Here is a 25,271-nt window from a genome sequence, read left to right as displayed (position 1 = left end):
TAAGGGGTTAAGAATTATCCAGATGAAAAGAAAGGGTTAAAACAAGCGCCCTGAGGTTAACAAAATGCTCAGGGCTCAGAGAGAACAAAAACCGAGGTTTACCGATAATAAACTTCAAAGGTCGCTACAGCATCGACCTGTCCGCCCTTTATCGTACCGGTTTTGATATATCGGGCTTTAAGCGGAATGGTTACTGACTGGTCCTGAGCCGTGTTACCTGCTGCGGTGTAGTCCCGATCAAACTGAAGCACCGTATCATTGTTGTCAAGAATCTGGATGCCAATGCCCTCAGCCGCATTTTCGCCTGTCGCAATAGAAAGCACATCCCCATCCTGCACGCCCGTTGAGCCTGAGGTTGTGAAGCGATAATCAACCTTAATGCCCGCATCACACCGCTCAAGCTGAATTTTAAAACTGTCGTCAGAAACCACCTTCGAGACATTGTTCGTGAAGTCGTGCGCCGTGATCGTGGCTAACGGTACCGTGATATTGTTTTCCATCAGTTGGCAAGTATTGGATTTAATATCGATTGTGGTTGAATTAAAGCGTAACTGACCGATGACTTTATCGTCGTATTTCCAGTCCGCGATCAGTTTACTGGTGTCAAGCACACCCGATGAAACAGGTCCGGTAACCACGAGCTGAACGGCAGCATGGAGGGTAATGGGATAGGCAGCATCTCTTTTTTTTACCATATCGCTTCCCATATGCCAGGGAGTGATCAGGTTTTCAGGGCCTAACGTTCCATTCGGGAAATTAGCCCACGCAGCACGGAAACCAATTCCTGGAATGCCCGTTGCGTAAACCCCCTCGAGGGAACTTGTTGTAACCAGATCGGCGTCACTAAGTCCGCCGGTATATCCTTGATGAATATTGCCGTCAGCATCGCAGGCAACCGTTATTTGCGCACTGGTCAGTTCCTCAGTGTAAAGAATTTGACCGACAGCGGCATCTTTACTGACGACCAGTGGCGGCAAGGTAAAGGTAACCTGCGCTGCATCAGGTCCCCCTTTCGTAATGACACAGCTTGCCGTGGCGTAAAAACTCAGGCCATTGCCAGTAAGCACCAGTAGTGCAATGGCAAGACCCCGTAAAATCCTCTCGCGTATTCTGTTCATCTTTTTTACCTGCTCTGTAGGCATGCGACGGACGCCGTATAGATTCTGGCCTCCAGGGTTTCCGGCACAGTGACGCTTCCTTCACATTGCGTATCCGGCGTTTTTCCCCACTGAACGGTAAACCGCTGTGTCCCGTTTAAGCCCGTGACGTACGCTTCGCCGTCGTCACCGACAAGGGCTGTCGTCCCCTCCAGACTCAGCACCGCGCCGAAAGGCACTTTCCCCTGACCCAGGTTGAGCGTGAGCAGCGCGCGTTTTCCTTTACGCGCAGTGAAATCCGCCGCCACCGCTGCGCCTTTTGTCGGTGTGACATCAACCGAAGCATCCTGAATATCAATGTCATCGTGACCAAGCGTGTTTACCGTTACAGTATTTCGTCGATAGTTGGTCAGCGTAGGGACAATCGCATTTCCCCAAAAATCGGTATAGATCCCCTGAGAATTCTGCACTTTCACATTGTCGCCATGATCAATATGAACGACTGCAAACGCATCCTGCAGCGACTGTCCGAGCGTGATGCCATGAGGATGGGCCACCACGGAGCCTTGTACGCCATAGCTCCACTGTTTCGTCTCTTTTTGATAGCTATAGCTGGTGTTGAACTCGCCATAGGAGGCGCGATAGCGAGAGGATAAATAGGCGCCATAACCTTTATCATGGTTAGCATAGGTTTGCTGCACGTTATAACTTAAGTTATTGTCTTGTAATAAGGTTCCACTGACGCCCACCTGATGGGAGGTTTCTCCGTGCCGGGTGCTGCTCAGATTGTATGTCGCCCATGAATTAGCCATCCAGCGCGACAACGGAACGGTAAAGCTCACTGACACTTGCTGATCGTTATCCGATGAGGGCGTCTTCGTCAGGCTGTAGTTCAGTGACCAATTGATCCCCTCCCAACTGCTGCTGTAGCCCATACTGATGCTACGTTCATGCCCGTCCATATCCCAGTAGTCTTGCTGGTAAGCATTGGCGTAAATCGATCCCCAATCATTGAGCGACTGTGAGAGATTTAACTGCAAGCGGCTACGGCGATTATTGGTACTGCGATAGCTGTAAATATCATCTTCATCGTAGTCATCGTTACGCTGATCAAGCGCTTCCTGAAACGTGTAAAAACCCGATGTGGAATAGCGATAGCTGGCCAGGGTTAACGTGGTGTCGGTTACGGGAAAATCTTTGGCATACTGGGCGCGCCAGGATTGCCCTTTCGTGTCATTGCGATCGTGATTGAACGCGGTTTTCGCCGTAGTAAAATCGAGAGAGAAGGAGCCGTACCCCTGGAGATCGGCGCCGACACCAAGCAGAGCCGCATGGTACATCGACGCGCCAAGTCCTCCACCGTAAACGGTGATGCCATACGGTAACCCGTAGATCAGCGTTGCCTGACCAAAACCGGGCTCTTCACCGTTATCGACATCACGGTACTTCCCGGCGGCAACGCTGTATTTCACCGCGCCGTCTCGTAACATAACGGGAACCGACGAACTCACCTGGATGAAACTGCGTTCCGTACCATCCGATTCCTGTACAGTCACCTCCAGGTCCGCGCCAGCCGTCACTTGCGAAAGGTCGTGAATTTCAAACGGTCCGGGGGAGACATTGGTCTGATAAATGGTGTACCCGTTTTGCTTAACCGTCACTTTTGCGTCGCTATTCGCAATGCCGCGAACCACCGGGGCAAATCCTTGCAAACTGCCTGGCAGCATACTTGTGTCCGTTTCCAGCTTCACGCCAGTCATCTGTACGCTGTCAAACAGCTCGCCATTTGTGTACGTTTGCCCTACTTCAAGCTGACTTCTTAGCCACTTGATATCGCGTTCCAGCGTAGTGCTAAGCGACTGCCATCCCTCTTCGTCACCCCAGTTACTGCTGTTCCGCAAGCGCCATGCGCCAAGATTGATACCCGAGTTCAAACTTGCCCAGTTAGAGATATTGGTCGTGCTATTTGAATGCTGACGAGAGCCGGAAAAATAATAGCTCGTCCACACAGCGGGCATTCCGTCATCCCAGGTTCTCGGGTTGCTGTCCCCTGCCAGGAGAAGATCCCGGTAAATTTGCGGAATGCGCAACTGCAGCACATGTGTATCCTGATTAAAGTCATAACTCGCGTCAGGAATATATTGACTGATATCATCGACAAGCGCGTCATCGTCCAGGTGATTAAAGCTGGAAAGCGTGTCTACCTTGACGCCCAATTCCCGGAGTTCACCTTTGGTCAACTCCGGAAGCAGTTTCTTTTTATCTTTGGAAAGCGTGTAATTAAGATTGCGAGCGTCGAGGCGCTGTTGGTCCCACACTATCGTTGTCAAATATTGGCCTGGCGATAAACCATTATTTTTCAGATAGGCTTCCAGCGCGCCTGTATTCTCGAGCGGCGTATCCGTTTCAAGCACGCTGAGATTAAAATAATCTTCTGCAAGAACAGGGAAATTTAACGCCAGTATCGATAATGTGCATGTATTTAACGTAAATGCCCGAAGTTTGCGATATATAGCCATTATGACGCTCTCTAAATACAAGGTTCCCGAAAAAAATCATAAAGGCCGCTTTTGCACTTCCGTTTCAGATCCAAAGTCGTTCATTGCAGACCACGCAACGTCCCCTTTTGCGCCCGCAGGTATCTCGAAAGATTGCTCGCTAAAGGGGGCCAACATCATGCTGAGCGCACTTGGCATATTTGAATTTCCTACCGGTTTAGCGTCACGCCCACCCACGGTTAGCTGTCCGAAAGTGATGAAAAAGGGAGAAGGATTTTTAACAGCCATACGATTACCGGTTCGCTTAAACTCTAAGGATTTCCAGGCATCTCTTGCATCGCTATCGCTTAACCCCGCAGGGCGATAAAAAAGCTTCAGTTTCGTCTTTATGGCAAATTGCAGCATATTTTTATCGCGCATATTTTCCGGGATCGCAGAAACAGACTTCACATTTGTCATAAAAATGGACTCGCGATCCTGAGGCAGCGCGTTTTCATGTCCCGTATAAACAATATGCAGTAGGGTTTGTCTGTTTTCATCAATCTTATAAATGGGGGGCGTAATAACAAAGGGCGCTTTGCTATCGTCGAGGTTGCTCACCCAACTTTGTACGAGATAACGTTTATCGGTATCTTTATTTTTTAACGCTATCTGGACTTCCGCCTGCTTAGCCGGGTAGACGATACGCGTTCCGCCCAACACGATACCTGCCATTGCGGAATGCGATAACATGAAGAAAATAAAAGCGTATATATAGCGAAAGTTATTCATACTCTTTTTCAGTCCGTTGAAAAAACTGGCCCGCCCCGGGCCAGCAAAACTATCCTTAACGATAGAGCAAGGTATAGGTTGTTTCAGCAGAGTAATCACCCACCGTTGGCGCTGTGCTTCCTACCTGAATGACTTCAGCGGTATAGTTAAAAGCAACGTTCGCGCTATTGGCCTTATCCAGTGATGAGTCGGGTTCTGAACCATCAAATTTCACATAACTACTGCTTCCCTCAGGCAACAAGCGAACCCCTAAGTTTTTAGCTTTACCAGTAGTTGTTAATACTTCATCGGAATAACCGTCGATGCGGGTGCCTTCGAATTTAACGTTCAGTTTGCCGACAGAAGCATCACATTCCGTCAGGGCGATTTCGACTTTTTGCGTGTCGCCCACCTTTTTATCGGCGCCAAAAGCAGTCGCGGACAAATCATTAAATGTCACCGTTCCGTTAGTTGCCGTCCCATTGATATTAACGACACAACTATCATTAAGGATTTTGCCGCTAAACGTTATCGTTCCTGTATCAACAGCCATGGCTGGTGCAGAGAGCGCCGCGGTTAAACTGATTGCCAGCAGTGATAACACTGATTTTTTGCACATATAGCATTCCTTACTTATGCTCAATAATTGATAAAATGAATAAATACTGGAGAAAATAACAGATAAGGCGGACGTTACGGAGAACTCCATTACGCCTTCAATATTTACATTTACAGTTTCAATATTGAAAACAGCACATATCCTTTGCCTGAAAACCTCTCCTAAAAATATTATTATATTAAACCGCAGGAATGAACACCCTTCGGAATGAGGAAAACGACAAGATTATACGCAAATGCCTGTATTATTTAGGAAATAAAAAACCTGATTTTTATTTAAAATGAAATTAAGTTAAATTAAAATTCATGAAATAAATATAACTAATATTATATTTGACATTATCTAACCATTGACGCCGTTTGCTTTTATAAAAGAAAAAGCCAGATGTTATTCTGGCTTTTTCTCATGACATCAACGGGCACAGCGTCGCGTTAGTTACCGCCAAACATATCTTTGATCCAACCAGCCACGCCGTCGCTGTCTTTCTTCTCTTCCTGTGGCGCCTGCTGCTGTTGCGGCTGCGGCTGAGAAGATTGATCGAACGGGTTACCTGACGGTTGCTGCTGTTGCAGCATTTCACCCTGTTGGCAAAGCGCGTCAGGATCGGTTGTCCACACCGGCAATGTACGCATCCCGCCGCTGCAAACAAAGTTGCCGTCATAGTCCACGCCCATATCAACGATATCTTCCGGCGGCGTTAAGGTCAGCGGCGTCGGCGTCTGATTCGCCAGATAGCGCTGGTAAATCGACATCGCCCCGCTCGCGCCATAGAGCTTCGTCGGCTGGTTGTTATCACGGCCTACCCAGGTAATCGTCACCTGACTACCGTCGATCCCGGCAAACCAGGTGTCCACGTTGTTATTGGTGGTCCCGGTTTTGCCCGCAAGATGCAGACCCGGATACTTCGCGCCAAGCTGGCGACCGGTACCGCGCTGGACAACTTGCTGCATCGTCCACAGCGTCATGTACGCCGCTTGCGCCGGAACGGCGCGCTCCGCCTGCGGGAAGCTTTGATACAGCACGGTGCCATCTTCCGCAATCACCGAACGCAACGCGGAGAGCGGCGCACGGTTACCGCCGCTGGCGATTGTCTGGAACGCTTGCGCCACTTCGACAGGCGTCAGGTTAAGCGCCCCCAGCAGCATGGCCGGAACCGGATGCAACTGATCTTTTGGTACGCCCAGTTTTGCCCAGGTGTCAGTCACCGCAGGCAGGCCCAGCGCCATCCCCAGATTCACCGTCGGCACGTTCATCGAACGCGTCAGGGCATCGACCAGCATTACTTTTCCGCTTTCGCTATAGCGACGGTCATCGTTCTGCGGCGACCAGACCTGGCCGTTTGGCTGACGCAGCGCAATCGGCGCATCAGCGATCCACGTATTCAGGCGATAAATCTTTGGCTGGCTCAGGGCGGTCAGATAAGTAGCCGGTTTTGCCAGAGAACCAATCGAACGGCGCGCCTGCATCGCACGGTTATAGCCCGCAAACTGCGGTTCGGCGCCGCCGACCATCGCGCGCACTTCGCCGCTGAAGCGGTCCACCACCACGATCGCGGTTTCGAGATCGCTCAGCTTACGCTGCTTTTTCAGTAGCGGAATGCCTTCCACCGCCGCTTTCTCGGCGGCATCCTGCGCCACGGAATCGAAGGTGGTGAAAATCTTCACGCCGGAGAGATCTTTCACCTTATCGCCGAGCTTCGCCTGCAGTTCCTGACGCACCATTTGCATGAATGCCGGCTGCGGCGAGATCACCCCACCACGCGGCTGCACGCCCAGCGGACGCGCGCTCAGCATATCGTACAGTTCCTGATCGATGATCTGCTGCTGTTGCAGCAGGCGCAGCACAAGGTTGCGACGCTCCAGCGCCAGCGTCGGGTTACGCCAAGGGTTATAAATGGACGCCCCTTTCACCATTCCGACCAGCAACGCCTGCTGATCAAGGCTTAACTCTTCCACCGGGCGGCCAAAGTAGTACAGACTCGCCAGCGGGAAGCCGCGGATTTCGTTATCGCCGCTCTGTCCGAGATACACCTCGTTCATATACAGCTCAAGGATGCGGTCTTTGCTGTAGCGGGCGTCCATCAGCAGCGCCATATAAGCTTCGTTGGCCTTACGCCAGTACGAACGCTCGCTGGTCAGGAACAGGTTTTTCACTAACTGTTGCGTCAGCGTACTTGCCCCCTGCACCGTCCGTCCGGCGGTCAGGTTCGCCAGAACCGCGCGGCCAATAGAGTACAGACTGACGCCGTCATGCTCGTAAAAGTGACGGTCTTCGGTCGCCAGCAGCGTATCCACCAGCAGATCCGGGAAGCCGCTGCGCGGCACAAACAGACGCTGCTCGCCGTTTGGCGAAGAGAGCATGGTGATCAAACGCGGATCGAGACGGAAAAACCCGAACTGGCGGTTATTATCCATATTCACGATCGTATCCAGATGGCCGCCATCAAAGGTCAAGCGCGCGCGCACCTGCCCCTCTTTGCTGTCCGGGAAATCAAACGGACGGCGGATCATTTCAATGCTGTTGGCCTGCACGGTAAACTCGCCGGGACGCGTCATCTTCGTCACCTGGCGATACTGCGTCGCTTCCAGCAGTCGCACCATTTCGTTCTTGCTGACCGGCATTTCGGGCTCGAGATTCACCATCCGGCCATAAACGGCCGCGGGCAATTGCCAGACTTTGCCATCAATACGACTGCGGATTTTTTGATCCAGATAAACGCCGTAAATGGCGAACAGCACCAGAAAAACAATCGCTATTTTCAGCAGCAGCCACAACCAGCCGCGCTTACCACGAGGCTTACGCCCTTTGCCCTTACCTTTACGCGGCATCGGTTCTTCATCCTCATAGTCATCATCATAATCGTCGTCGTACTCATCATCTCTGAGTTGGCGACGGCTCACCTTTTGTTTCACCGGACGCGAGGGTTTCCCTTTGCGTCCAATCGGCTCGCGGTCATTCCCGGCCATGTTTTTTCTCCGCAACGTTCAGGCGCAAAGGCCCGATTTTCAGTTCTTCTGTCACCCGACAGAAGAAGAAATCTCTCAATTTATCGCTCGCTGTTTTGCCAGATAACGCTTTGCTTACCGGCTTACAGAGGACATTCGTCCCATTATGAATACTTTTTGGTACGCCGCGTGGGCGCGGTATTCGCCGGGTCGTCAGGCCAGACATGTTTGGGGTAGCGTCCTTTCATCTCTTTTTGTACCTCGCGGTACGCCCCCTGCCAGAACGCGCTTAAATCACGCGTAATCTGTAAGGGCCGCTGGGCGGGCGATAAGAGTTCCAGTACCAACGGCACGCGCCCTTCGGCGATGGTCGGCGTACTGGCCTCGCCAAACATTTCCTGCATTCGGACCGCCAACGCGGGCGGGTTATCCTCATGATAACGAATGGCTATCCGACTTCCTGTCGGCACAGTGTAATGTGTGGGCAGCGAACTCACCAGACGTTGCTGCAGAGGATAGTCGAGCAGTCCCAGCAAAGCCTGATGAATATTCAGCGATTTCAGATTTTTTAACGAATGCACACCGGCCATATGCGGCAGCAACCAGCGCTCAAGATTCGCCAGTAGCGTCTGATCGTCCACCGCAGGCCAGTCATATTCCGGCAGCCACTTCGCCGCACACTGCAAACGCAGACGCAACTGCACCGCTTCCGGCGTCCAGTTGAGCACATCCAGCCCCCTGTCGCGGATCCCGTTCAGCATCGCCAGATGCAGCTCGTCTTCCGAGGGTTTCGCCAACGGCTGTACTTTCACCGTCAGTTGTCCGATGCGCATCCTGCGCCACGCTTTGAGCGTCCCCTGCGCCTCATCCCATTCAATCGTGTCCGACTGCTGCAACAGTTCCGGACATTGCCGGACAAGCGCGTCGATGTCCAGCGGCAACGCCAGCAGGATCCGCGCGTCCGGCGACGCACTGCCCTGCAGCAAGAGCGGGGCGATCAGCCATTCATGACGTCCCAGCGCATCATCGGCGTCCAGCACTGCGCCCATGCCGTTTGCCAGTTGATAACGTCCGTCCAGGCCGCGCCGTCGCGCCACGCGATCGGCAAAGGCGTACGCCAGCAATGGCGCGATCCGCGAGACGTCCGCGACGCCGCTGCGGCTATTCAGGCGTTTCAACCGTTGCTGGCTGCGCTGCTGCCAGGCGGGCTGGTGGCGTGAAAACGCTACGCCAAGATCGGTATTGCCTCCGCGCGGCGGCTCTTCGAGGATCGCCGCAAGCTGGGCGGCGGTTGCGGCGGCGTCGGGATCGGAAGCGCTCACTAACATAGCAGCCAGCCGCGGGTCGTTGCCCAACGCCGCCATCTTTTGCCCTCTTGCGCTCAGGCGTTCGCCATCCAACGCGCCCAGCATCTGTAACAGCCGTTTCGCCGCCTGTAAGTGTATCGCGGGCGGCAGATCCAGCCAGGTTAACTGTGCGGGATCGCTGCATCCCCATTGCAACAGCTCCATCAGCAGGCCGGAGAGATCGCTATGCAGGATTTCGGGATCCCCTTGCGCAGCGGCGCGTTCCGCCTGTTCTTTGGCGATCAGATGCAGGCAAATGCCCGGCGCCAGACGTCCGGCGCGACCGGCACGCTGGGTCATTGACGCCTGACTGACGCGCTGCGTAATCAGCCGGGTCAGCCCGGTACGCGCGTCAAATCTGGCGACACGCTCCTGGGCGCAATCGACCACCAGTCGAATGCCTTCGATGGTCAGACTGGTTTCGGCGATATTGGTCGCCAGCACCACTTTACGCATTCCCGGCGGCGCAGGCAGGATCGCCGTACGCTGGGCATTCAGCGACAGCGCGCCATACAGCGGACAGAGAAGGACATCGCTGCCGACACGCGCGCTCAGATGTTCCTGTACGCGCTGGATCTCGCCGACGCCGGGTAAAAACAACAGCAGCGATCCCGGTTCCTGGCGCAGCAGTTCGGCGGTGGCGACGGCAACGGCCTCATCAAAACGCAGTTGCGCCGTCAGGGGTTGATAGCGGCGCTCAACGGGGTAAGCGCGCCCTTCGGACACCACCACCGGCGCATCCGGCAGACGCTGCCGCAGGCGATCGTTATCCAGCGTGGCGGACATGATCAGCAGCGTCAGGTCGTCGCGCAGCCCCTGCTGCACATCAAGCAACAGCGCCAGCGCCAAATCCGCCTGCAGACTGCGCTCGTGGAATTCATCAAGGATCACCAGGCTGACGCCGCTTAGCTCCGGGTCGCGCTGTATCATTCGCGTCAGCACCCCTTCGGTGACCACCTCCAGCCGCGTGGTTGGCCCCACGCAGGATTGCGCGCGCATCCGGTATCCCACCGTTTCGCCGGGCTTTTCGTTCAACAGCTCCGCCAGCCGCTGCGCCACATTACGCGCCGCCAGACGACGCGGCTCAAGCAGGATAATCCGTCCGTCAAAGCGTTGATGGGAAAGAAACTGCAGCGGCAGCCAGGTGGATTTACCGGCGCCGGTCGGCGCGCTCAGCAGAACCTGCGGCGCAGAATCCAGTGCGGCAAGCAGTTCAGGCAGTACGGCGGCAACAGGCAATGACGTCACAAATGGCTCCAGAGGGTTAACATTCTTCGCGCTGCATTGTAGCATCGCGTTAATTCATAACCGAGTACCGAAGATGTCTGAGCCGAAACGGCTGTTCTTTGCCATTGAGCTGCCCGCCGACGCGCGCGCGCAAATTGTTCACTGGCGCGCGGCGCACTTTGCCCCCGAGGCGGGGCGACCCGTAGCGGCCGACAACCTGCACGTAACGCTGGCGTTTTTAGGCGACGTTAGCGCCGACAAACAACAGGCGTTAGCTACGCTGGCCGGACGCATTCGCCAGCCTGCTTTCACGCTGACGCTGGACGATGCGGGGCAATGGCTGCGCTCCCGGGTGGTCTGGCTCGGAACGCGCCAGTCGCCGCGGGGTTTACTGCAACTGGCCAATATGCTGCGCGCCCAGGCCGCGCGCAGCGGCTGCTACCAAAGCCCGCAGCCGTTTCATCCGCACGTAACTTTGCTGCGTGACGCCAGCCATGCGGTCGCCATTCCCGCGCCCGGTTTTTGTTGGTCGTTTCCGGTAACTGAGTTTACGCTTTACGCCTCCTCGTTCACCCGGGGACGAACCCGATACACGCCGTTGCTGCGCTGGACGCTCAGCGAATAATTTAAGGACACGCGTGATGCAGTTTTCTCCCCCCCTCCAGCGCGCCACGCTGGTTAAGCGTTATAAACGTTTTTTAGCCGATGTGATCACACCCGACGGAACCGTACTCACGTTACACTGCCCAAATACTGGCGCAATGACCGGTTGCGCAGAGCCCGGGGACACCGTCTGGTATTCGACGTCAGAAAATACTAAACGCAAATATCCGCATACCTGGGAATTAACTGAAACCCAAAATGGCGCGCTTATTTGTGTTAACACATTATGGGCGAACAGGCTGACGAAAGAGGCTCTGGAACAAGGCAGGGTTTCAGAACTTTCAGGATACAGTACCCTGAAAAGCGAAGTAAAATACGGCGCCGAACGAAGCCGCATCGATTTTATGTTACAGGCAGATTTCCGGCCTGACTGCTATATTGAAGTGAAATCGGTAACGCTGGCGGAAAAGGATTTCGGTTTTTTTCCCGATGCCATCACTGAACGAGGTCAGAAACATCTTCGGGAATTGATGAGCGTAGCGGCTGAAGGCAAACGCGCCGTGATTTTTTTCGCCGTTCTGCATTCCGCCATTACACGGTTTTCACCTGCGCGCCATATTGACGCGAAATACGCGCAACTATTGATTGAGGCACAGCGTAAGGGGGTAGAAATTCTGGTTTATAAAGCGGAACTTTCTGCCGGGAGTATGACTCTTAAAGAGCCATTACCCATTACTTTTTAGTGATGTAAAATTTTGGTTATTTAGTATTCTGGTCGCGTGCGCAAATACGCTTTTCCTCACAGGGTTGTCAAGTGTTACGTTTAGTTAATTGCTATCCGGAAAAGCATCTGCTATTTATAGCGACCTGATTTTTCCCCCGAACATGGGGATCGATAGTGCGTGTTAAGGAGAAGCAACATGCAAGAAGGGCAAAACCGTAAAACATCGTCCCTGAGTATTCTCGCCATCGCTGGGGTGGAGCCGTACCAGGAGAAACCGGGCGAAGAGTATATGAACGAAGCCCAGCTGTCGCACTTCAGGCGTATTCTTGAAGCATGGCGTAATCAACTTAGGGATGAAGTCGATCGCACCGTTACTCATATGCAGGACGAAGCTGCCAACTTCCCTGACCCGGTAGACCGTGCCGCGCAGGAAGAAGAGTTCAGCCTTGAGCTGCGTAACCGTGACCGTGAGCGCAAACTGATCAAAAAGATCGAGAAAACGCTGAAGAAGGTTGAAGATGAAGATTTCGGCTACTGCGAATCCTGCGGTGTGGAAATCGGTATTCGTCGCCTGGAAGCGCGTCCGACAGCCGATCTCTGCATCGACTGCAAAACGCTGGCTGAAATTCGCGAAAAACAGATGGCGGGTTAATCCCCACCGTTTGATCACGTTTACACCAGGCGGGGACTTCCCCGCCTTTTCATTTGTCCGTAACGATGACTGACTCACACTATATTGGCCGCTTCGCCCCTTCCCCTTCCGGCGCACTGCATTTTGGCTCCCTGATTGCCGCGCTCGGCAGTTATTTACAGGCGCGAGCCCAAAACGGCATCTGGCGCGTACGCATCGAAGATATCGATCCTCCTCGTGAAGTTCCCGGTGCCGCTGACACCATTCTGCGCCAGCTGGAACATTACGGTCTGCACTGGGATGGCGAAATACTCTGGCAATCCCGTCGCCATGAGGCGTATCGCGAGGCGCTCGCCTGGCTGCGCGATCACGGGTTGAGCTATTACTGCACCTGCCCCCGCGCGCGCATTCAACGCATCGGCGGTATTTATGACGGCCACTGCCGCGACAAGCATAACGGGCCGGATCAGGCAGCGGTACGCATCAGGCAACGTCATCCGGTCACCCGCTTTCACGATCGCCTGCGCGGTGATATTCAGGCCGACGAACGGCTGGCGCAGGAAGATTTTATTATTCATCGCCGGGATGGGTTGTTTGCCTATAACCTCGCGGTGGTGGTGGACGACCATTTCCAGGGCGTCACGGAAATCGTGCGCGGCGCCGATCTCATCGAACCAACGGTTCGACAAATTTCGCTCTACCAGTTGTTCGGCTGGACAGTGCCCGACTATATTCATTTGCCGCTGGCGCTGAATGCGCAGGGCGCAAAACTGTCTAAACAAAATCATGCGCCTGCTTTGCCGCAGGGCGACCCGCGTCCTGTCCTCATTGACGCGCTGCGCTTCCTCGGACAGCGTATTGCGCCAGACTGGCAGGCCATGCCAGTGGAGGCGATTCTTCAATTCGCCACAGAGAACTGGCGCCTGGCAGACGTGACGGAATCGGCATCTGTAAATCCGCCATTCTCAAACGCGTCGTGCTGAGCTATGATTAGCCGCTATTTTTGCTCGTTGTCTTTCGCATTTTCACAATTCGAAAGCCCGCGGGTAAATTGATTTGATTGATGATTGACACTACCGAGGTGCACTATTTTTACCCGAGTCGCTAATTTTTGCCGCAAGGTGCTAAGCCGCGAGGAGAGCGAGGCAGACACTGCCGTCGCCCGTCCACATATGACGGTCATCCCGCGCGAGCAGCACGCTATTTCCCGCAAAGATATCAGTGAAAATGCCCTGAAGGTAATGTACAGGCTCAACAAAGCGGGATATGAAGCCTGGCTGGTTGGCGGCGGCGTCCGCGACCTGTTGCTGGGCAAAAAACCCAAAGATTTCGACGTGACCACCAACGCGACGCCGGATCAGGTACGCAAACTGTTCCGCAACTGTCGCCTGGTCGGTCGCCGATTCCGTCTGGCGCACGTGATGTTTGGTCCGGAAATTATTGAAGTCGCCACCTTCCGCGGTCACCACGAAGGCAGCGAGAGCGATCGCACGACCTCCCAACGTGGGCAAAACGGTATGCTGCTGCGCGACAATATTTTCGGCTCCATTGAAGAGGACGCCCAGCGCCGCGACTTTACCATTAACAGCCTGTATTACAGCGTCGCTGACTTTACTGTCCGTGATTACGTGGGCGGTATGAAGGATTTACAGGACGGCGTCATCCGTCTGATCGGCAATCCGGAAACCCGCTACCGTGAAGATCCGGTGCGGATGCTGCGCGCGGTGCGTTTCGCCGCCAAGCTGGACATGCGCATCAGCCCGGAAACCGCTGAGCCGATCCCGCGTCTGGCGACGCTGCTGAACGACATTCCGCCAGCCCGTCTGTTTGAAGAGTCGCTGAAGCTGCTCCAGGCAGGCTACGGCTACGAGACCTATCTTAAGCTGCGCGAATACAGCCTGTTCCAGCCGCTATTCCCGACCATTACCCGCTATTTCACCGAAAACGGCGACAGCCCAATGGAGCGCATCATCGCCCAGGTGCTGAAGAACACCGATAACCGTATTCACAACGACATGCGGGTGAACCCGGCGTTCCTGTTTGCCGCCATGTTCTGGTACCCGTTACTGGAGATGGCGCAGAAAATCGCCCAGGAAAGCGGCCTGGCCTACTACGACGCATTCGCTCTGGCAATGAATGACGTGCTGGATGAGGCCTGCCGTTCGCTGGCGATTCCAAAACGCCTGACCTCGCTGACCCGTGATATCTGGCAGCTTCAGCTACGGATGTCCCGCCGTCAGGGAAAACGCGCGTGGAAGCTCATGGAACATCCGAAATTCCGCGCGGCTTACGATCTGCTGGCGCTGCGCGCCGAAGCGGAAAAAAGCGCCGAGCTGCAACGCCTGGCACAATGGTGGGGCGAATTCCAGGTCTCTGCGCCGCCAGAGCAGAAGGGCATGCTCAACGAACTGGATGAAGACCCGATGCCACGCCGCCGCAATCGTCGCCCGCGCAAACGCGCCCCGCGTCGCGAGGGTACCGCGTGACCCTCGCTTATATCGCGCTTGGCAGCAACCTGGCCTCCCCCCTGGAACAGGTCAATGCTGCCATAAAATCGATTGGCGACATTCCGCAGAGCCGGATTGTCGCCGTCTCCTCTTTTTACCGCACTGCACCCTTAGGTCCCCAGGATCAGCCGGATTACCTGAACGCGGCGGTCGCGCTGGACACTGACCTTGCGCCGGAGACTCTGCTCGATCATACCCAACGGATTGAACTGCAGCAGGGGCGCGTACGCAAAGCCGAGCGCTGGGGTCCGCGCACGTTGGATCTCGACATTATGCTGTTTGGCGATCGTGTCATTCAGACCGAGCGCCTGACTGTTCCCCATTACGATATGCACAACCGCGGCTTTATGCTTTGGCCGCTGTTTGAGATTGCGCCCGATCTGCGGTTTCCGGATGGAAAATCGTTACAACAACGCCTCGCCGAACTCGGCGAAGAAAAACCCGAACGCGGGTAAATCCCCTCCCCTTTAGCGTTTACTGCTTTCACGCCAATCGATTGCTTAAAACAATTGCCCCCCTGAATGTGACTGTTAGAATGCCGATAAATATGACGTTCACCATCAGGAAATGTTATGAAACCAACCACTATCTCACTGTTGCAAAAGTGCAAACAGGAGAAAAAACGCTTCGCCACCATTACGGCTTACGACTACAGCTTCGCTAAGTTATTTGCCGACGAAGGCATCAACGTGATGCTGGTGGGCGACTCGCTGGGAATGACCGTTCAGGGCCATGACTCCACCCTTCCTGTTACCGTTGCGGATATCGCCTATCACACGTGCGCGGTACGGCGCGGCGCACCGAACTGCCTGCTGCTTTCTGACCTGCCGTTTATGGCTTACGCGACGCCGGAGCAGGCCTTTGAAAACGCGGCGGCGGTGATGCGCGCCGGGGCGAACATGGTCAAGATTGAAGGCGGCGCATGGCTGGCGGATACCGTAAAAATGCTCACCGAGCGTGCCGTTCCGGTCTGCGGTCACCTGGGGCTGACGCCGCAATCGGTCAATATTTTCGGCGGTTACAAGGTTCAGGGGCGCGGTGACGCCGGGCAAGCGCTGCTTGATGACGCGCTGGCGCTGGAAGCCGCGGGCGCACAGTTGTTAGTGCTCGAATGCGTGCCGGTTGAACTGGCAAAACGCATCACTGACGCGCTCACCATTCCGGTGATCGGCATTGGCGCGGGCAACGTGACTGACGGTCAGATTCTGGTGATGCATGACGCTTTCGGCATCACCGGCGGTCATATTCCGAAATTTGCCAAAAATTTCCTTACCGAAGCAGGCGACATGCGCGCCGCGGTGCGGCAGTATATTGCCGAGGTGGAGTCCGGCGTCTATCCGGGCGAAGAACACAGTTTCCATTAAGGAGTTTTGTTGTGTTGATAATTGAAACCCTGCCGCTGCTGCGCCAGCATATCCGCAGAGCCCGCCAGGAAGGAAAACGCATTGCGCTGGTTCCAACCATGGGCAACCTGCACGACGGTCATATGAAGCTGGTTGATGAAGCGAAAGCCCGCGCCGATATCGTGGTGGTCAGCATCTTCGTTAATCCGATGCAGTTCGACCGCCCGGACGATCTGGTGCGTTATCCGCGCACGCTGCAGGAGGACTGTGAGAAGCTGAACAAACGTAAAGTCGATTTTGTTTTCGCGCCGGCAGCCGATCAAATCTACCCGCAGGGCACCGAAGGCCAGACGTATGTTGATGTTCCAGGTCTTTCCACCATGCTGGAGGGCGCCAGCCGCCCGGGCCATTTCCGCGGCGTTTCCACCATCGTCAGCAAGCTGTTTAACCTCGTTCAGCCGGATATCGCCTGTTTCGGTGAAAAAGATTTTCAGCAACTGGCGCTGATCCGCAAAATGGTGGCCGATATGGGCTACGACATTGAAATCGTCGGCGTACCGATTATTCGCGCCAAAGACGGTTTAGCCCTCAGTTCACGCAATGGTTATTTGACCGCGGAGCAGCGCAAAATCGCCCCGGGTTTATACAAGGTCATGTGTGAGATTGGTGAAAAACTGCAGGCCGGCGAGCGCGAACTGGATGAAATGATCGCCCTTGCGGAAAAAGCCCTGAATGAGAAAGGTTTCCGCGCCGATGATATTCAGATCCGCGACGCCGACACCCTGCTTGCGCTGACGGAAACCAGCCAGCGGGCGGTCATTCTGGTGGCCGCGTGGCTGGGACAGGCGCGTCTGATTGACAACCAGACGGTAACATTAACCCAGTAGACAGGGGTTAAAAATCGGGCAATACTGCCTGAGAAAATTCTCAAGGCAGGGCGCGCCCTGCCGGGTTAACGACAGTACATACTCATCAATCTTCTCAGGCGTCCTGTACAGGGATAGCCTGAATGATGACGAATATTTTAAGGTAGACGTTATGATTCGCACTATGCTGCAGGGCAAACTCCACCGCGTGAAAGTGACTCAGGCGGACCTGCACTATGAAGGTTCCTGCGCCATCGATCAGGATTTCCTCGACGCCGCCGGGATCCTCGAAAATGAAGCTATCGATATCTGGAATGTATCGAATGGCAAACGCTTTTCCACCTATGCAATTGCCGCCGAGCGCGGTTCGCGCATTATCTCCGTCAACGGCGCGGCGGCGCATTGCGCCAGCGTGGGGGATATTGTGATCATCGCCAGCTTCGTCACCATGTCCGACGAAGAAGCGCGCCGCTGGCGGCCAAATGTCGCCTACTTTGAAGGCGACAATGAAATGAAACGCACCGCAAAAGCCATTCCGGTTCAGGTTGCCTGATATCTACCCCTGCGGCTGATTGCTGATCAGCCGCGACATCGTCTCCAGCGAGTCCGTTCTCAGGATGTACAGGCGCTTCAGCAATAACGGATTATCTCCCGGCTTAACCTTCCCTTTTACCGTCGTCACCGCCAGATGAAAACCGGCGTCTTTCGCGGCCTTAACCGCCGTCGCGTTATAACCGCCAAACGGATACGAAAGGTAACGCACCTGCGGCGTAAACTGCGCCAGCGCCCGGCGTGAACGTTTGAAATCAAACAGAATATTATGGTGGCTGCGGCTTAACAGAATGGGATGACGATAGCCATCAACCCGATGCAAAAAGTGGGTATGCGACTGAAGGTCAAAAACATCACGGATGTGGTTAAGCTCGGAAACACTCATAAACTGTAGCGAACGTGGATCCCACTTCTGCGGTCGACCTTTTATGCGCGAGGTGATAATGAACGCGGTGGCCTTCATGCCGTACTGCTTCAACACCGGATACGCATAGCGGCTGACGGACTTGAGACCGTCATCAAAGGTAATGACCACCGCCTTCCCGGGCAGGTTCATTTTATTGCGCACATACCCTTCAAGCTGCGCCATCGTCAGCGTGGCGTAACCCTGGTCCCGCAGCCAGGTCATCTGGTTACTGAATGCCCGCACGCTGGTGGTTGTCGAAGTATGACGAAAGCGGGTGTTTTCTTCATCACGCAGAATGTGGTGGTAAGTGAGCACCGGCAGCCCCTTGTCCTCCTGGGCATCCAGCGCGCTTATCCAGGCCAGCCGCTCGCCAATGCGGATTTGATACCAGGTCTGGTTAAGCCGATCCTTCAGCTTACTGATGACGGGATAACGTAAGTTTTCCGCCAGCACGCCAAACGGCGCGCTGCCCACATTCGGGGCGTTGTAAACGGGCGTCGCTTTCCAGGTCACCAGGTTTTGGTTACTGAGTGGCTTATTGAGATCGCCTAAGCTGTCCTCAACCCGCTGTTTGCCCTGTACCGGCGCCAGGTGCCCTTTATCGATAAAGCCGGTTCCGAAGCCAAATGAAAATTCATAATAGTCAGCCGCCACGGGGATGACCGCAAGGATTTGCCCGGCGCGAATGTTCCCCACCGTTATCATTTTGTCGCCAATCTGCGCCCAGATCGCCGCATCTTCGGTGGTTTGCATATAACGGGCAGGCAACGCCGCGCTGACGACTGTAGAGACACACAGCAGCAGAAAGAGAAGGTATTTTTTCATGACACGAACCGGGAAAGAGACAACGCGAGGATTGTATCAATTCATCTCAGTGATCAAAATGACCCAGCGCCTGTCCCGTCAGGCGCTAGCAGTCATACAGATCGTGCAACAGCACAAACGGTGGATTCTTTTGCTGCTGATGCCAGAGACTGGTTACCTCCGGCGCGCCACGCGACACAATATGATGGCGAAACGCCTCGCTGCTCATCGTTGCGCGGAAGGGGAGCATTTGCTCCAGCAGGGGAAAATGGATGCCGGAAATGACTTCACAACGGGGATGTTTGTGGCTCATCAGTGACGCCACCCGATACGGCGCAGCACCAGACGTATCGGTTAAAAAGATGACGCCGTCGCCGGTATCCGTTTCGTGCAGCGCATCGCACAACATCCTGCTCAGCATGTTGGCGCTCAGACCGCGCCAGAAATTCACCGCCCGGCATTGCGCCAGTGGGCCATATTTCGTTTCCAGACGCTCCAGCAGTTCCTCTGCTTTATCGTCATGACAGGTAATCACCCAGCCTAACATTGTTCGCCTCCTTAGCAGGCAAGTAGTTTATCAGGGTGATAAATAGAGAATGATGACAGCGGTCAAATGTTATCCCCTCCCCGAACGGAGAGGGGAATGAGGCCATTAGCTACGCAGGCCGCGACCTCGCTGGATTAGCGTCCAGCACAGCAGATAAAACGCGACGATAAACACCACCAGCACACCGAACGTGGTCACCAGCGGCACATCGTGAATGCCGAGGAAACCGTAGCGGAAGCCGCTGATCATGTAGACGATAGGGTTCAGATGCGACAGCCCCTGCCAGAACGGCGGCAGCAGCGTCAGGGAGTAGAACACCCCGCCCAGATAGGTCAGCGGCGTCAGCACGAAGGTTGGGATCAGGCTGATATCGTCGAAGGTTTTTGCAAACACGGCGTTAAGCAGACCCGCCAGCGAAAACAGTACTGCGGTCAGCACCAGCGTCAGTGCGACAAACACCCACGAATGCACCTGAAAGGGCACGAAGAACAGCGAAATCGCCGTCACCAGAATACCCACGCATAAACCACGCGCCACGCCGCCGCCGACAAACCCGGCGATGATGACGTGGGTAGGCACCGGCGCCACCAGCAGTTCTTCGATGTTGCGCTGAAACTTGGCGCTGAAGAACGAAGAGGCAACGTTCGCGTAAGCGTTGGTAATGACCGCCATCATGATCAGGCCCGGCACGATAAACTGCATGTAGCTGAAGCCATGCATTTCGCCGATTCGCGAACCGATCAGGTTACCAAAAATAATAAAATACAGCGTCATGGTGATAACGGGCGGCACCAGCGTCTGCACCCAGATGCGCATGAAGCGATGAATTTCTTTCGCCCAGATACTTTTCAGCGCGACCCAGTAAAGCTGCATCATGCGCGATCTCCTTGTTTTTCATGAACCAGTGACACAAACAGCTCCTCAAGGCGGTTCGCTTTGTTACGCATGCTCAATACCTGAATGCCCTGCTCGCTGAGCTGGCTGAACACGCTGTTGATCCCTTGTTCGCGCAGGACTTCCACTTCCAGCGTGGAGGTATCCACCAGCCGGTACTGATAGCCGTTCAGCTTTGGCAGCGGGCTTTTCGGCGCCAGGTCGAGAATGAAGGTTTCGGATTTCAACTTCGACAACAGAGTCTTCATTGAGGTGTTTTCCACCAGCTCACCATGCTGAATAATACCGATGTTGCGGCACAGCATTTCCGCTTCTTCCAGATAGTGGGTGGTGAGAATGATCGTGGTGCCTTTGTCGTTTAAATCCTTCAAAAAACCCCACATTGAGCGGCGAAGCTCAATATCCACCCCGGCGGTTGGCTCATCAAGAATCAACAGTTTCGGCTCATGCATCAGGGCGCGGGCGATCATCAGGCGACGCTTCATCCCGCCGGATAACATCCGCGCGCGTTCGTTACGCTTCTCCCATAAATCGAGCTGTTTCAGATACTTTTCGCTGCGCTCGACCGCTTCTTTACGTTCGACGCCGTAGTACCCCGCCTGATTCACGACAATTTGCTGCACCGTCTCAAAAGGGTTGAAGTTAAACTCCTGCGGCACCAGTCCCAGCTGGCGTTTGGCGTTGACGATATCTTTTTCAAGATCGTAGCCAAACACGCTAACGCGCCCGGACGTTTTGTTAACAAGCGAACTGATGATGCCGATGGTGGTCGACTTTCCTGCCCCGTTTGGTCCCAGAAGCGCATAAAAATCACCCGCTTCGACCTGCAAATCGATACCGCGCAGCGCCTGAACGCCCCCCGGATACGTTTTTTTAAGTTGTTGAAGTTCCAGTGCAATGGTCATAAATTTTTACTTACCTTACGTTCTTACACTTTATATGTGGTTTAAATAATCGCGGAGTTGCCCTATATTAGCCCAACGCACTTATTTGGTTACAGGTCGTTAACCTCCATGAAAGACATAGATACACTCATCAGCAACAATGCACTATGGTCAAAAATGCTGGTGGAAGAGGATCCCGGATTTTTTGAGAAACTGGCGCAAGCGCAGAAACCGCGCTTTCTATGGATTGGATGTTCCGACAGTCGCGTTCCCGCAGAACGTTTAACCGGACTCGAGCCGGGCGAATTATTTGTTCACCGTAATGTGGCCAACCTGGTCATCCACACCGATCTCAACTGCCTCTCTGTGGTGCAGTATGCCGTCGATGTGCTGGAAGTTGAACACATTATTATCTGCGGCCACTACGGATGTGGCGGCGTGCAGGCGGCGGTTGAAAACCCGGAACTGGGTTTAATCAACAACTGGCTGCTGCACATCCGCGATATCTGGTTCAAACATAGCTCATTGCTCGGTGAAATGCCGCAGGAGCGTCGGATGGACACCTTGTGTGAGCTGAACGTAATGGAACAGGTGTACAACCTGGGCCATTCCACCATCATGCAGTCGGCGTGGAAGCGCGGTCAGAAAGTGACGATTCACGGCTGGGCGTACGGTATTCACGACGGGTTGCTGCGCGATCTGGAAGTGACGGCCACCAACCGCGAGTCGCTGGAACAGCGGTATCGTCAGGGCGTGTCTAACCTCAGTAAGAAACACATCAACCACCGCTAATTGACCATGCCGGGCGGCAACGCCATCCGGCATGTCTTCGCTTACTCGTCCAGCAGAACCACTTTACCAACATACGGCAGATGGCGATAACGCTGCGCGTAATCAATGCCGTAGCCCACCACGAACTCATCCGGAATCGAAAAACCGATAAATTCCACCGGCACGTTCACTTCACGACGGGAGGGTTTATCCAGCAGAGTGCAGATCGCCAGCGATTTCGGTTCGCGCAGCCCCAGGATCTCGCGCACTTTCGACAGTGTATTCCCGGAATCAATAATATCTTCCACAATCAGCACGTCTTTGCCGCGAATATCTTCGTCCAGGTCTTTGAGGATTTTCACGTCTCGGGTAGTAGACATGCCGCTACCGTAGCTGGAGGCGGTCATAAAATCGACTTCATGAGATACCTGCACTTCACGGCACAGGTCCGCCATAAACATGAATGACCCCCGCAGCAGACCCACCAGCACCATTTCACTGCCACTGTCTTTATAACGTTCAGTAATCTGACGACCCAGTTCGGCAATACGCGCTTTGATCTCCGCTTCAGGGATCATGACTTCTACAGTATGTTTCATATCTCTAACCATATGATTTAAAAACAAATCACTCAATGCCTGCTCCAGATGAACCGGCATCGAAATGCAAGGCACGCAGTATACCAGTAAAAGTATTTATTCGCGGCATCTGTTGATAAAGCTCATTTTGTGATGACGATCACACATGTTAAATCCTATAATTAATTGCTATTAAAAATTTAACAAATTGAGATGGTGTCTTTTTATGGCTGAAAACAATGCACGTTCGCCACGGCTTCTCGTGACGCTAACAGCCCTCTTTGCCGCGCTCTGCGGGCTGTATTTACTGATCGGCGGCGGCTGGCTGGTCGCTATCGGCGGCTCCTGGTACTACCCGATCGCCGGTCTGGCGATGCTGGGCGTCGCCTGGCTGCTCTGGCGCAGCAAGCGCTCCGCGCTGTGGCTGTATGCCGCTCTGCTGCTCGCCACTCTGATCTGGGGCGTATGGGAAGTCGGCTTCGACTTCTGGGCGCTGACGCCGCGCAGCGACATTCTTGTCTTCTTCGGCATCTGGCTGATTTTACCTTTTGTCTGGCGTCGCCTGATAATTCCTTCCGGCGGCGCGGTCGCCGCCCTGCTGGTCGCCCTGCTGATCAGCGGCGGGATCCTGACCTGGGCGGGCTTCAACGATCCGCAGGAAATTGACGGCACGCTCAGCGCCGAGTCGACGCCAGCCGAGCCTATCTCGCCGGTGGCTGACGGTGACTGGCCTGCCTACGGGCGCAACCAGGAAGGCCAGCGCTATTCCCCGCTGAAGCAGATTAACGCCGATAACGTCCACAAGCTGAAGGAAGCGTGGGTGTTTCGTACCGGCGACCTGAAGCAGCCGGACGATCCGGGCGAACTGACTAACGAAGTCACGCCTATCAAAGTGGGTGACACGCTGTATCTGTGCACCGCCCACCAGCGACTGTTCGCGCTGGATGCGGCGACGGGGAAAGAGAAATGGCATTACGACCCGGAACTGAAACCGAACGAGTCTTTCCAGCACGTCACCTGCCGCGGCGTCTCCTACCATGAAGCGAAGGCCGACACAGCCTCTCCGGAAGTGATTGCCGACTGTCCGCGCCGCATCATCCTGCCGGTAAACGATGGACGTCTGATTGCGCTGAACGCGGAAAACGGCAAGCTGTGCGAAACCTTTGCCAACAAAGGCGTGCTGAACCTGCAAACCAATATGCCGGATCAAACGCCGGGTCTGTACGAACCGACCTCGCCGCCAATCATTACCGATAAAACGATTGTGATTGCCGGGTCGGTCACCGATAACTTCTCCACCCGCGAAACGTCCGGAGTGATCCGCGGTTTCGACGTTAACAACGGTAAACTGCTGTGGGCGTTCGATCCGGGCGCGAAAGATCCAAATGCCATTCCTTCGGATGAGCACACCTTCACCTTTAACTCACCGAACTCGTGGGCGCCTGCGGCCTATGATGCGAAGCTGGACCTGGTTTATCTGCCGATGGGCGTCTCCACGCCGGATATCTGGGGCGGCCACCGTACGCCGGAGCAGGAACGCTACGCCAGCTCCGTTCTGGCGCTGAATGCCACTACCGGTAAGCTCGCGTGGAGCTATCAGACCGTTCACCACGATCTGTGGGATATGGACCTGCCCGCTCAACCGACGCTGGCGGATATTACCGTCAACGGCCAGACCGTGCCTGTTGTCTACGCCCCGGCGAAAACCGGCAACATTTTTGTCCTTGACCGTCGTAACGGCAAGCTGGTCGTCCCGGCGCCGGAAACCCCGGTACCGCAGGGCGCTGCAAAAGGCGACTACGTCACCAAAACCCAGCCGTTCTCCGAGCTGAGCTTCCGTCCGACGAAAGATTTGACCGGTGCGGATATGTGGGGCGCCACCATGTTCGACCAGTTGGTGTGCCGCGTGATGTTCCACCAGTTGCGCTATGAAGGTATCTTCACCCCGCCATCTGAGCAGGGTACGCTGGTGTTCCCGGGTAACCTCGGGATGTTCGAATGGGGCGGTATCTCCGTCGATCCCAACCGTCAGGTGGCGATTGCCAACCCGATGGCGCTGCCGTTCGTTTCGAAGCTGATCCCGCGTGGTCCGGGTAACCCGATGGAGCAGCCGAAAGACGCCAAAGGCACCGGCACCGAGTCGGGTATTCAGCCACAGTACGGTGTGCCCTACGGCGTGACGCTGAATCCGTTCCTGTCACCGTTTGGTCTGCCGTGTAAGCAACCGGCCTGGGGGTATATCTCAGCGCTGGATCTGAAAACCAACGAAATCGTCTGGAAGAAACGCATTGGTACGCCGCAGGACAGTATGCCGTTCCCGATGCCGGTTCCGGTTCCCTTTAATATGGGAATGCCGATGCTCGGCGGCCCCATCTCAACCGCCGGTAACGTGCTGTTTATTGCCGCCACTGCCGATAACTACCTGCGAGCTTATAACATGAGCAACGGGGAAAAACTGTGGCAGGGTCGTCTGCCCGCAGGGGGCCAGGCGACGCCGATGACCTATGAGGTCAACGGTAAGCAATACGTGGTGATTTCCGCCGGGGGTCACGGTTCGTTTGGTACGAAGATGGGCGACTATATTGTCGCGTATGCCCTACCGGACGGCGAGAAGTAACGCTTATGCCCGGGTAACGCCGGGCATACCGCCGGGGGCGCCATCACAGCCGCCCCCGGCAT

The 25,271-nt window shown here is 54.8% G+C and carries 22 protein-coding genes; 11 read left to right on the top strand and 11 right to left on the bottom strand.

What is annotated here, in order from left to right; genetic code table 11:
* Positions 1-98 precede the first annotated feature (98 nt).
* The 6 genes from OGY07_RS16795 to hrpB all read right to left on the bottom strand — a co-directional run bounded on the left by OGY07_RS16795 (position 99) and on the right by hrpB (position 10,503).
* The gene (locus OGY07_RS16795) at positions 99-1,142 is read right to left on the bottom strand and encodes a fimbrial protein (protein WP_286601819.1); all 1,044 of its coding nucleotides are present in this window, start codon (positions 1,140-1,142) and stop codon (positions 99-101) included.
* Complete coding sequence (locus tag OGY07_RS16790) at positions 1,124-3,616, bottom strand: fimbria/pilus outer membrane usher protein (RefSeq protein ID WP_269535425.1); 2,493 nt, start codon at positions 3,614-3,616, stop codon at positions 1,124-1,126. Before OGY07_RS16790 ends, OGY07_RS16795 begins: the two co-directional genes overlap by 19 nt.
* Before the next feature lie 36 nt (positions 3,617-3,652).
* Positions 3,653-4,366 carry a fimbrial biogenesis chaperone gene (locus OGY07_RS16785; protein ID WP_181821947.1) on the bottom strand — a complete coding sequence of 238 codons (714 nt, stop codon included), beginning with the start codon at positions 4,364-4,366 and terminating at the stop codon, positions 3,653-3,655.
* A gap of 55 nt (positions 4,367-4,421) precedes the next feature.
* The gene (locus tag OGY07_RS16780; protein WP_060570023.1) at positions 4,422-4,964 is read right to left on the bottom strand and encodes a fimbrial protein; all 543 of its coding nucleotides are present in this window, start codon (positions 4,962-4,964) and stop codon (positions 4,422-4,424) included.
* 431 nt (positions 4,965-5,395) lie between these two features.
* Positions 5,396-7,930 (bottom strand): bifunctional glycosyl transferase/transpeptidase, encoded by a 2,535-nt coding sequence (mrcB, locus tag OGY07_RS16775; RefSeq protein WP_286601815.1) that lies wholly within the window; start codon positions 7,928-7,930, stop codon positions 5,396-5,398.
* A gap of 143 nt (positions 7,931-8,073) precedes the next feature.
* Positions 8,074-10,503: an ATP-dependent helicase HrpB gene (gene hrpB / locus OGY07_RS16770; RefSeq protein ID WP_286601813.1), complete on the bottom strand. Its 2,430-nt coding sequence runs from the start codon at positions 10,501-10,503 to the stop codon at positions 8,074-8,076.
* 73 nt (positions 10,504-10,576) lie between these two features.
* Between hrpB and thpR the strand changes: the two genes are divergently transcribed.
* From thpR to panD, 9 genes are all read left to right on the top strand, one after another.
* A complete protein-coding gene (gene thpR, locus OGY07_RS16765) occupies positions 10,577-11,107 on the top strand; it encodes an RNA 2',3'-cyclic phosphodiesterase (protein WP_286601811.1) in 531 nt (176 codons plus the stop codon).
* 16 nt (positions 11,108-11,123) lie between these two features.
* Positions 11,124-11,828, top strand: a complete 705-nt coding sequence (gene sfsA / locus OGY07_RS16760) for a DNA/RNA nuclease SfsA (RefSeq protein ID WP_286601809.1) — start codon at positions 11,124-11,126, stop codon at positions 11,826-11,828.
* 177 nt (positions 11,829-12,005) lie between these two features.
* Positions 12,006-12,461, top strand: a complete 456-nt coding sequence (dksA, locus tag OGY07_RS16755) for an RNA polymerase-binding protein DksA (protein WP_003829221.1) — start codon at positions 12,006-12,008, stop codon at positions 12,459-12,461.
* Between the two features lie 65 nt (positions 12,462-12,526).
* A complete protein-coding gene (gluQRS, locus tag OGY07_RS16750; protein WP_181821953.1) occupies positions 12,527-13,423 on the top strand; it encodes a tRNA glutamyl-Q(34) synthetase GluQRS in 897 nt (298 codons plus the stop codon).
* A 105-nt stretch (positions 13,424-13,528) separates the two neighbouring features.
* Complete coding sequence (gene pcnB / locus OGY07_RS16745; protein ID WP_204375587.1) at positions 13,529-14,926, top strand: polynucleotide adenylyltransferase PcnB; 1,398 nt, start codon at positions 13,529-13,531, stop codon at positions 14,924-14,926.
* The gene (gene folK / locus OGY07_RS16740) at positions 14,923-15,402 is read left to right on the top strand and encodes a 2-amino-4-hydroxy-6-hydroxymethyldihydropteridine diphosphokinase (protein WP_286601806.1); all 480 of its coding nucleotides are present in this window, start codon (positions 14,923-14,925) and stop codon (positions 15,400-15,402) included. The genes pcnB and folK overlap by 4 nt, the downstream gene beginning before the upstream one ends.
* A 117-nt stretch (positions 15,403-15,519) precedes the next feature.
* Positions 15,520-16,311: a 3-methyl-2-oxobutanoate hydroxymethyltransferase gene (gene panB, locus OGY07_RS16735; protein ID WP_060570017.1), complete on the top strand. Its 792-nt coding sequence runs from the start codon at positions 15,520-15,522 to the stop codon at positions 16,309-16,311.
* A gap of 11 nt (positions 16,312-16,322) precedes the next feature.
* Positions 16,323-17,177, top strand: coding sequence for a pantoate--beta-alanine ligase (panC, locus tag OGY07_RS16730; RefSeq protein ID WP_042289945.1), 855 nt, complete (start codon positions 16,323-16,325; stop codon positions 17,175-17,177).
* Positions 17,178-17,328: 151 nt separating this feature from the next.
* Complete coding sequence (gene panD / locus OGY07_RS16725) at positions 17,329-17,709, top strand: aspartate 1-decarboxylase (RefSeq protein WP_042289947.1); 381 nt, start codon at positions 17,329-17,331, stop codon at positions 17,707-17,709.
* A 3-nt stretch (positions 17,710-17,712) separates the two neighbouring features.
* On the opposite strand, the gene OGY07_RS16720 is transcribed toward panD, so the two are convergent.
* From OGY07_RS16720 to OGY07_RS16705, 4 genes are all read right to left on the bottom strand, one after another.
* Positions 17,713-18,939, bottom strand: a complete 1,227-nt coding sequence (locus tag OGY07_RS16720) for a polysaccharide deacetylase family protein (RefSeq protein ID WP_181821957.1) — start codon at positions 18,937-18,939, stop codon at positions 17,713-17,715.
* An 85-nt stretch (positions 18,940-19,024) separates the two neighbouring features.
* Positions 19,025-19,465 carry a PTS sugar transporter subunit IIA gene (locus tag OGY07_RS16715; protein WP_042289954.1) on the bottom strand — a complete coding sequence of 147 codons (441 nt, stop codon included), beginning with the start codon at positions 19,463-19,465 and terminating at the stop codon, positions 19,025-19,027.
* Between the two features lie 105 nt (positions 19,466-19,570).
* The gene (locus tag OGY07_RS16710; protein WP_042289957.1) at positions 19,571-20,341 is read right to left on the bottom strand and encodes an ABC transporter permease; all 771 of its coding nucleotides are present in this window, start codon (positions 20,339-20,341) and stop codon (positions 19,571-19,573) included.
* Positions 20,338-21,264 carry an ABC transporter ATP-binding protein gene (locus tag OGY07_RS16705; protein ID WP_042289958.1) on the bottom strand — a complete coding sequence of 309 codons (927 nt, stop codon included), beginning with the start codon at positions 21,262-21,264 and terminating at the stop codon, positions 20,338-20,340. The genes OGY07_RS16710 and OGY07_RS16705 overlap by 4 nt, the downstream gene beginning before the upstream one ends.
* 108 nt (positions 21,265-21,372) lie before the next feature.
* Here OGY07_RS16705 and can point away from each other — a divergent pair, with 108 nt between their 5' ends.
* Complete coding sequence (gene can / locus OGY07_RS16700) at positions 21,373-22,035, top strand: carbonate dehydratase (protein WP_042289961.1); 663 nt, start codon at positions 21,373-21,375, stop codon at positions 22,033-22,035.
* Between the two features lie 41 nt (positions 22,036-22,076).
* On the opposite strand, the gene hpt is transcribed toward can, so the two are convergent.
* Positions 22,077-22,613 carry a hypoxanthine phosphoribosyltransferase gene (gene hpt / locus OGY07_RS16695; protein WP_042289964.1) on the bottom strand — a complete coding sequence of 179 codons (537 nt, stop codon included), beginning with the start codon at positions 22,611-22,613 and terminating at the stop codon, positions 22,077-22,079.
* A 205-nt stretch (positions 22,614-22,818) separates the two neighbouring features.
* Here hpt and OGY07_RS16690 point away from each other — a divergent pair, with 205 nt between their 5' ends.
* Entirely contained in the window at positions 22,819-25,209 is a 2,391-nt protein-coding gene (locus tag OGY07_RS16690; RefSeq protein WP_042289966.1) for a glucose/quinate/shikimate family membrane-bound PQQ-dependent dehydrogenase, read from the top strand.
* The last annotated feature ends 62 nt before the right edge of the window (positions 25,210-25,271 follow it).

The organism is Citrobacter sp. Cs237, assembly GCF_030332325.1.
Taxonomy (GTDB): Bacteria; Pseudomonadota; Gammaproteobacteria; order Enterobacterales; family Enterobacteriaceae; genus Citrobacter_A; species Citrobacter_A sedlakii.
The sequence above is the reverse complement of the archived record's forward strand: the minus strand, read 5'-3'. Positions and strand labels throughout refer to the sequence as shown.

What these genes read in the sequence shown, in the direction of transcription:
- OGY07_RS16795 (WP_286601819.1), bottom strand. Translation starts at nt 1,142, where the DNA reads ATGCCTACAGAGCAGGTAAAAAAGATGAACAGAATACGCGAGAGGATT.
- OGY07_RS16790 (WP_269535425.1), bottom strand. Translation starts at nt 3,616, where the DNA reads ATGGCTATATATCGCAAACTTCGGGCATTTACGTTAAATACATGCACA.
- OGY07_RS16785 (WP_181821947.1), bottom strand. Translation starts at nt 4,366, where the DNA reads ATGAATAACTTTCGCTATATATACGCTTTTATTTTCTTCATGTTATCG.
- OGY07_RS16780 (WP_060570023.1), bottom strand. Translation starts at nt 4,964, where the DNA reads ATGTGCAAAAAATCAGTGTTATCACTGCTGGCAATCAGTTTAACCGCG.
- mrcB (WP_286601815.1), bottom strand. Translation starts at nt 7,930, where the DNA reads ATGGCCGGGAATGACCGCGAGCCGATTGGACGCAAAGGGAAACCCTCG.
- thpR (WP_286601811.1), top strand. Translation starts at nt 10,577, where the DNA reads ATGTCTGAGCCGAAACGGCTGTTCTTTGCCATTGAGCTGCCCGCCGAC.
- sfsA (WP_286601809.1), top strand. Translation starts at nt 11,124, where the DNA reads ATGCAGTTTTCTCCCCCCCTCCAGCGCGCCACGCTGGTTAAGCGTTAT.
- dksA (WP_003829221.1), top strand. Translation starts at nt 12,006, where the DNA reads ATGCAAGAAGGGCAAAACCGTAAAACATCGTCCCTGAGTATTCTCGCC.
- gluQRS (WP_181821953.1), top strand. Translation starts at nt 12,527, where the DNA reads ATGACTGACTCACACTATATTGGCCGCTTCGCCCCTTCCCCTTCCGGC.
- panB (WP_060570017.1), top strand. Translation starts at nt 15,520, where the DNA reads ATGAAACCAACCACTATCTCACTGTTGCAAAAGTGCAAACAGGAGAAA.
- panD (WP_042289947.1), top strand. Translation starts at nt 17,329, where the DNA reads ATGATTCGCACTATGCTGCAGGGCAAACTCCACCGCGTGAAAGTGACT.
- OGY07_RS16720 (WP_181821957.1), bottom strand. Translation starts at nt 18,939, where the DNA reads ATGAAAAAATACCTTCTCTTTCTGCTGCTGTGTGTCTCTACAGTCGTC.
- OGY07_RS16715 (WP_042289954.1), bottom strand. Translation starts at nt 19,465, where the DNA reads ATGTTAGGCTGGGTGATTACCTGTCATGACGATAAAGCAGAGGAACTG.
- OGY07_RS16710 (WP_042289957.1), bottom strand. Translation starts at nt 20,341, where the DNA reads ATGATGCAGCTTTACTGGGTCGCGCTGAAAAGTATCTGGGCGAAAGAA.
- OGY07_RS16705 (WP_042289958.1), bottom strand. Translation starts at nt 21,264, where the DNA reads ATGACCATTGCACTGGAACTTCAACAACTTAAAAAAACGTATCCGGGG.
- can (WP_042289961.1), top strand. Translation starts at nt 21,373, where the DNA reads ATGAAAGACATAGATACACTCATCAGCAACAATGCACTATGGTCAAAA.
- hpt (WP_042289964.1), bottom strand. Translation starts at nt 22,613, where the DNA reads ATGAAACATACTGTAGAAGTCATGATCCCTGAAGCGGAGATCAAAGCG.
- OGY07_RS16690 (WP_042289966.1), top strand. Translation starts at nt 22,819, where the DNA reads ATGGCTGAAAACAATGCACGTTCGCCACGGCTTCTCGTGACGCTAACA.